The sequence below is a fragment of the Kineococcus siccus genome (assembly GCF_009906795.1).
GTDB lineage: Bacteria > Actinomycetota > Actinomycetes > Actinomycetales > Kineococcaceae > Kineococcus > Kineococcus siccus.
On record NZ_JAAALN010000287.1, the window covers coordinates 1 to 4,316 of the forward strand.

The 4,316-nt window shown below is 78.2% G+C and carries 5 protein-coding genes; 3 read left to right on the forward strand and 2 right to left on the reverse strand.

Features of this window, described 5'->3' with window-relative positions:
• Positions 1 to 136: 136 nt before the first annotated feature.
• Positions 137 to 886 carry a LysM peptidoglycan-binding domain-containing protein gene (locus GTR02_RS24740; protein ID WP_166609269.1) on the reverse strand — a complete coding sequence of 250 codons (750 nt, stop codon included), beginning with the start codon at positions 884 to 886 and terminating at the stop codon, positions 137 to 139.
• Between the two features lie 186 nt (positions 887 to 1,072).
• On the opposite strand from GTR02_RS24740, the gene GTR02_RS20170 reads away from it, so the two are divergent.
• On the forward strand, positions 1,073 to 1,612 hold the full coding sequence (locus GTR02_RS20170) for a hypothetical protein (protein ID WP_166609270.1): 540 nt from the start codon (positions 1,073 to 1,075) through the stop codon (positions 1,610 to 1,612).
• 15 nt (positions 1,613 to 1,627) lie between these two features.
• Here GTR02_RS20170 and GTR02_RS24015 read toward each other — a convergent pair whose 3' ends face one another.
• The gene (locus GTR02_RS24015) at positions 1,628 to 1,858 is read right to left on the reverse strand and encodes a helix-turn-helix domain-containing protein (protein WP_166609271.1); all 231 of its coding nucleotides are present in this window, start codon (positions 1,856 to 1,858) and stop codon (positions 1,628 to 1,630) included.
• Between the two features lie 177 nt (positions 1,859 to 2,035).
• Here GTR02_RS24015 and GTR02_RS20180 point away from each other — a divergent pair, with 177 nt between their 5' ends.
• Together GTR02_RS20180 and GTR02_RS20185 are read left to right on the forward strand one after the other, a co-directional pair.
• Complete coding sequence (locus GTR02_RS20180; RefSeq protein ID WP_166609272.1) at positions 2,036 to 2,710, forward strand: hypothetical protein; 675 nt, start codon at positions 2,036 to 2,038, stop codon at positions 2,708 to 2,710.
• Entirely contained in the window at positions 2,707 to 3,978 is a 1,272-nt protein-coding gene (locus GTR02_RS20185) for a nucleotide-binding protein (RefSeq protein ID WP_166609273.1), read from the forward strand. Before GTR02_RS20180 ends, GTR02_RS20185 begins: the two co-directional genes overlap by 4 nt.
• Positions 3,979 to 4,316 lie beyond the last annotated feature (338 nt).

Below are 4,316 nucleotides of genomic sequence, written 5' to 3' on the forward strand. Positions count from 1 at the left end.
GTGTCGGACCGGGCGGCGGGGGTGTCGAACGTCGCGGTGGACGCGGCGGCGGTGGCGGGCACGACGGCTCCTGGGGTGCGGGTGGTGCGGACGGGCGAGGTCGTGCGGGGGCCGCGGGCGCACGGCGGAGGGAGCGTCAGGTCAGTCGCAGGACCTGACCCGGCTGCAGCAGGTCGGGGTCCGCGCCGACGACGTGGGCGTTCAGCGCGTAGAGGCGGTGCTGCTCGCGGAGCACGTCGCCCGCGCTCGCCCCGGGCCCCAGCCGGGCCGCGGCGATCGACCACAGGCTGTCGCCGCGGTGCACGACGCGCTCCTGCGCCTCGGGGGCCGACGTCGCGGGCCGGGCGGCGGAGCCGGGGACGGCGGCCGGCCGGTCGTGGACGACAGCCCGCCAGGCGGGGTCCGGGACGGCCCTCGCGGTGGTGGCCGGGGTGGCGGTGGCGCCGGCGACCGCCGGGGCGACGGCCGCCCAGCCTGCGTCGGGGAGCCGCGGGGCCGCACCGGCTGTCGCCGCTCCCGAGCCGAGCGCCGCGCCGAGGGCGAGGGCGACGACCCGGCGGACGAGCGCGGGGGAGACGCGCTCGACCAGGGCCGGGCCGTGCGGGCCGGGGCCCCGGGTGCGCCCGCCGCCCCGGCGGCCGGGCGCCGACAGGACGTCCGCGGCCGCGACCGCGACGACGGCGGCCAGCCACAGCAGCACGGCGACCAGCGCGGTCCCGGCCGCGGCGAGCACCAGGTCGTCGAGCTGCCGCGTCGCCGCGAGGGCCTCCCGCAGCGCGGGGAGGGTGGCGGCGGCGGTGGCGGCGGCGAGGGCCAGCGGCACGGCCACGAGGACACCGGCGACCGCGGTGGCGCGCAGCTCGACGGCCGTCGGGATCCTGGGCACGGCCCACCTCCTGGGTGTCGATCCACCCGTTCGGGTGTCGTTTGATGTCGTTTGGTGCGGTCTGTCTACCGAGCCCGGGACGGACCACGCCAGGCCGCGGCCGCCTTCCCAGCCGATCGGCGGACCGTTCTCACGGGTGGTCACGACGTCTCACCGGCGCAGGGGGCGGCCGCCTACGGTGGACCGGTGCGCTGGACGGAGCTCTTCGACGACATGGCCGCGCAGCTCGTGCACGAGGAACGGCTGGCCCTGGAGCAGGAGGTCGCCGACCGACGGCTGCGGGACACCGCGGAGGTCGTCCTGGTGCACCGGCTCGCGGCCACCCCCTCCGACGTCTCGCTGCAGCTCCTCGACGGCAGCTGGCGCACGGGGACGTGGGCGGGCAGCGGTGACGGCTGGGTCGTGCTGGCGCAGGCGGGGGCCGCGGGCCGTCAGGTGCTCGTGCCGCTGAGCGCGGTCGGGCTCGTGCGGGGAGTCGGGGCGCGGAGCGCGCCGGGGCTCCCGCCCGCCGCCCGCCGGCCGCTCGTGCTGGCGCTGCGCGGGCTGGGCGCGGCCGACCTGCCGGTGCTCGTCACGACCCGGTCGGCCACGGTGCGGGGCACGCTGGGGCGGGTCGGGGCCGACCACGTGGACGTCGAGGTCCCCGCCGCCGCGCGGGGTGCGCGCCGCGACGTCGTCACCGTGCCGTTCGGGGCCCTGCTCGCCGTCGAGGAGGGTCCCGGCTAGTCCAGGACGGCGGGCTCAGCCGGCGGAGGACTCGACGTCCGCCTCGGACTGCTGGACGCTCGCGAGGGTCTGGGCGTACATCCGCTGGATGTAGTCCTCCAGCTCGCTCTCCTCCACGCGCCACTGCCCGCGGCCGCCCACCTTGATGGCGCGCAGCTCCCCGGTCCGCACCAGCGCGTACGCCTGCGCCGAGGAGATCGACAGCATCTCGGCCACGTCGGCGAGCGGGAGGAAGCGGGCGGTCACGAGAGCTCCTGCGCGGTCGGGGGGCGGGTGCGGAGCGACATCGTCGCACGCGGGCCGGCGCCCGCTCCCGGCCTCGCGCCCGGCCTGTGGACGACGCCCGCGGGGGACCCGCCGCAGCGCGCACCATGGCCGGGAGGGCGGAGCGGCCGCCGACCCGAGTCCCGAGGAGCAGCAGTCGTGCAGACCCGTCCGACCTCCCGCCCCGCGCCGGCCCGCCGGCTCGCGGCACCGTCCTGGCGCGACCCGCGCCTGCTGGTCGGCCTCGCCCTCGTGCTCGCCTCCGTCCTGCTCGGTGCCCGCGCGGTCGGCGCCGCGGACCGGACCACCGAGGTGTTCGCGGTCGCGACGACCCTCGGGGTCGGGCGCGCGGTCGGGGTCGAGCAGCTGCAGGTGGTGCGGGTGCACGTCGACGCGGTCACCGCGGCGGCCTACGTCCCGGCGGACCGGCCGCCCGCGGCCGGCGCGGTCGTCCTGCGCGCGCTGTCACCCGGGGAGCTGCTGCCCCGGTCGGCGCTCGGCAGCACGGCCGACCTGACGAGCCGGCCCGTGACGCTGCAGCTGCCGGACGAGCCGCCGCAGGGTGTGAGCACCGGGGCGCAGGTCGACGTGTGGGTGACCACGCCCGCGCCGCCGGGGGCGACCGCGCCCGTGCCGCCGCCGCGGCTGCTCGTGGAGGCGGCCGAGGTCGCGGACGTCCGCGCCCTGACGAGCGGCCTGGCCGCCCGCCGGGGCAGCGACGTGCAGGTGCTCGTGCCCCTCGGGGCCCTGCCCGACGTCCTGCAGGCGCTCGCGGACGACCTCGTCGTCGACCTGGTCCCGGTGCCCGGCTCCGGTGCGGCCGGTGGGTCGTGACCGTCGGCGTGCTGCTGGCCGTGCAGGGACCGGCGGAGGCGCGGCTGGTCACCGCCTGGGAGCCGCGGCGCCGCGAGCTCGTGGTGACCCGGCGCTGCGCCGACCTCGCCGAGGCGCTCGCGGCCGCGGCCGCGGGCCTGGGCCAGGTGGTCGTCCTGGGCGACGGGTTGCCGGGGGCCGACGCCGAGACCGTCGCCTTCCTGCGCGAGCACCGCGTCGGCCTGCTGGTGCTCGTGGCGCCGGGCGCCGAGGGCGGGGCGGCGGAGCGCCGCTGGCGGCAGATGGGGGCGACGCGCGTGGCCCGGCTCGACGGTGCGCCGGACGTCCTGGCCGCGGCCGTGCACGAGTGCGCCGCCGGCGTCGGCACGTCGCCGCCGGGGCCGGCGGTCGAGCGGGAACCCGCACCGGTCCCGGTCGCGCCCGCCCTGGGCAGTCCCGGCCGGGTCGTCGCGGTGTGGGGGCCGCCCGGCTCGACCGGCCGCACGACGGTGGCGGTGAACCTGGCGGCGGAGCTCGCGGCGACCGGCGCCGGCGTCCTGCTGGCCGACCTCGACACCCGTGGCGCGAGCGTCGCGCAGGCTCTGGGGCTGCTGGACGAGGCCCCCGGGCTGCTGGCGGCGGTGCGGGCCGCCACCGACGGGCGGCTGGACGCGACGACGCTGCCGGGGACGGCGTGCGAGGCCGTGGAGGGCGTGGCGGTGCTGACCGGCTCACCCGACCCGCGGCGCTGGCGCGAACTCCGCCCGGTGGGTCTGCGCCGGGTGCTCGAGGTCGCTGCCGCCTGCGCGGACTGGGTCGTCCTGGACCTCGCCGGCGGCCTGGACGTGGACGACGACGGCGCGGGACGCGACGCCCCGACGCTCGTGGGCCTCGAGGTCGCCGACCTCGTGCTCGTGGTCGGCGCCGCCGACCCGGTGGGGCTGCAGCGCTTCATCCGCGCGTGGGGCCACCTCGAGGACGCCGTGCCCGACGTCGAGCGGCTCGCGGTGCTGACGCGCGTCCGGTCCACCGCGGTGGGGCGGGACGCCGACCGGCGGGTGGGGGAGACACTGCGCCGCTTCGCGGGCATCGAGGACGTGGTGCTGCTCGCCGACGACGGCGCGGTCGACGGTGCCCTCCTCGCGGGACGCACGCTGCAGGAGCACGCCCCCCGGTCTCCGCTGCGCCGGGCGGTGCAGCGGCTGGCGGCGCGGGTCGAGGCGGAGGCGGAGAGCCGCCCCGACGCCGCCTGGCACCCGGGATTTGACCCGCTCCTGGCCTCCAGTTAACGTGGTGGACACACCCCCACGGGGAGGAACGGACGGATCACCGGCCGGTCTCCGAGGGGTTCGGGCCACCTCCGCCAGACTCCCCCCACCGGTCAGCTCAGCTGAACGTGCGGGTGGCCGAAGGACACGGTGGTCGGGACCGGGGAACAACCTGGTCTACAGTGGAGGAATCACCGGGTGGACGTCCTGAAAGGGACGGAAGCAGGTGGATGTCCGGTTCTTGAGAACTCAACAGTGTGCCAAGTGTTGATGCCAATTGTTTTTTCCTCTGGCGTCTGGTGGTCTGGTCCTGCGTTGTGTGGGGTTGGGTTGTCGGGTGTTGGGGGTTTCCTTTGGTG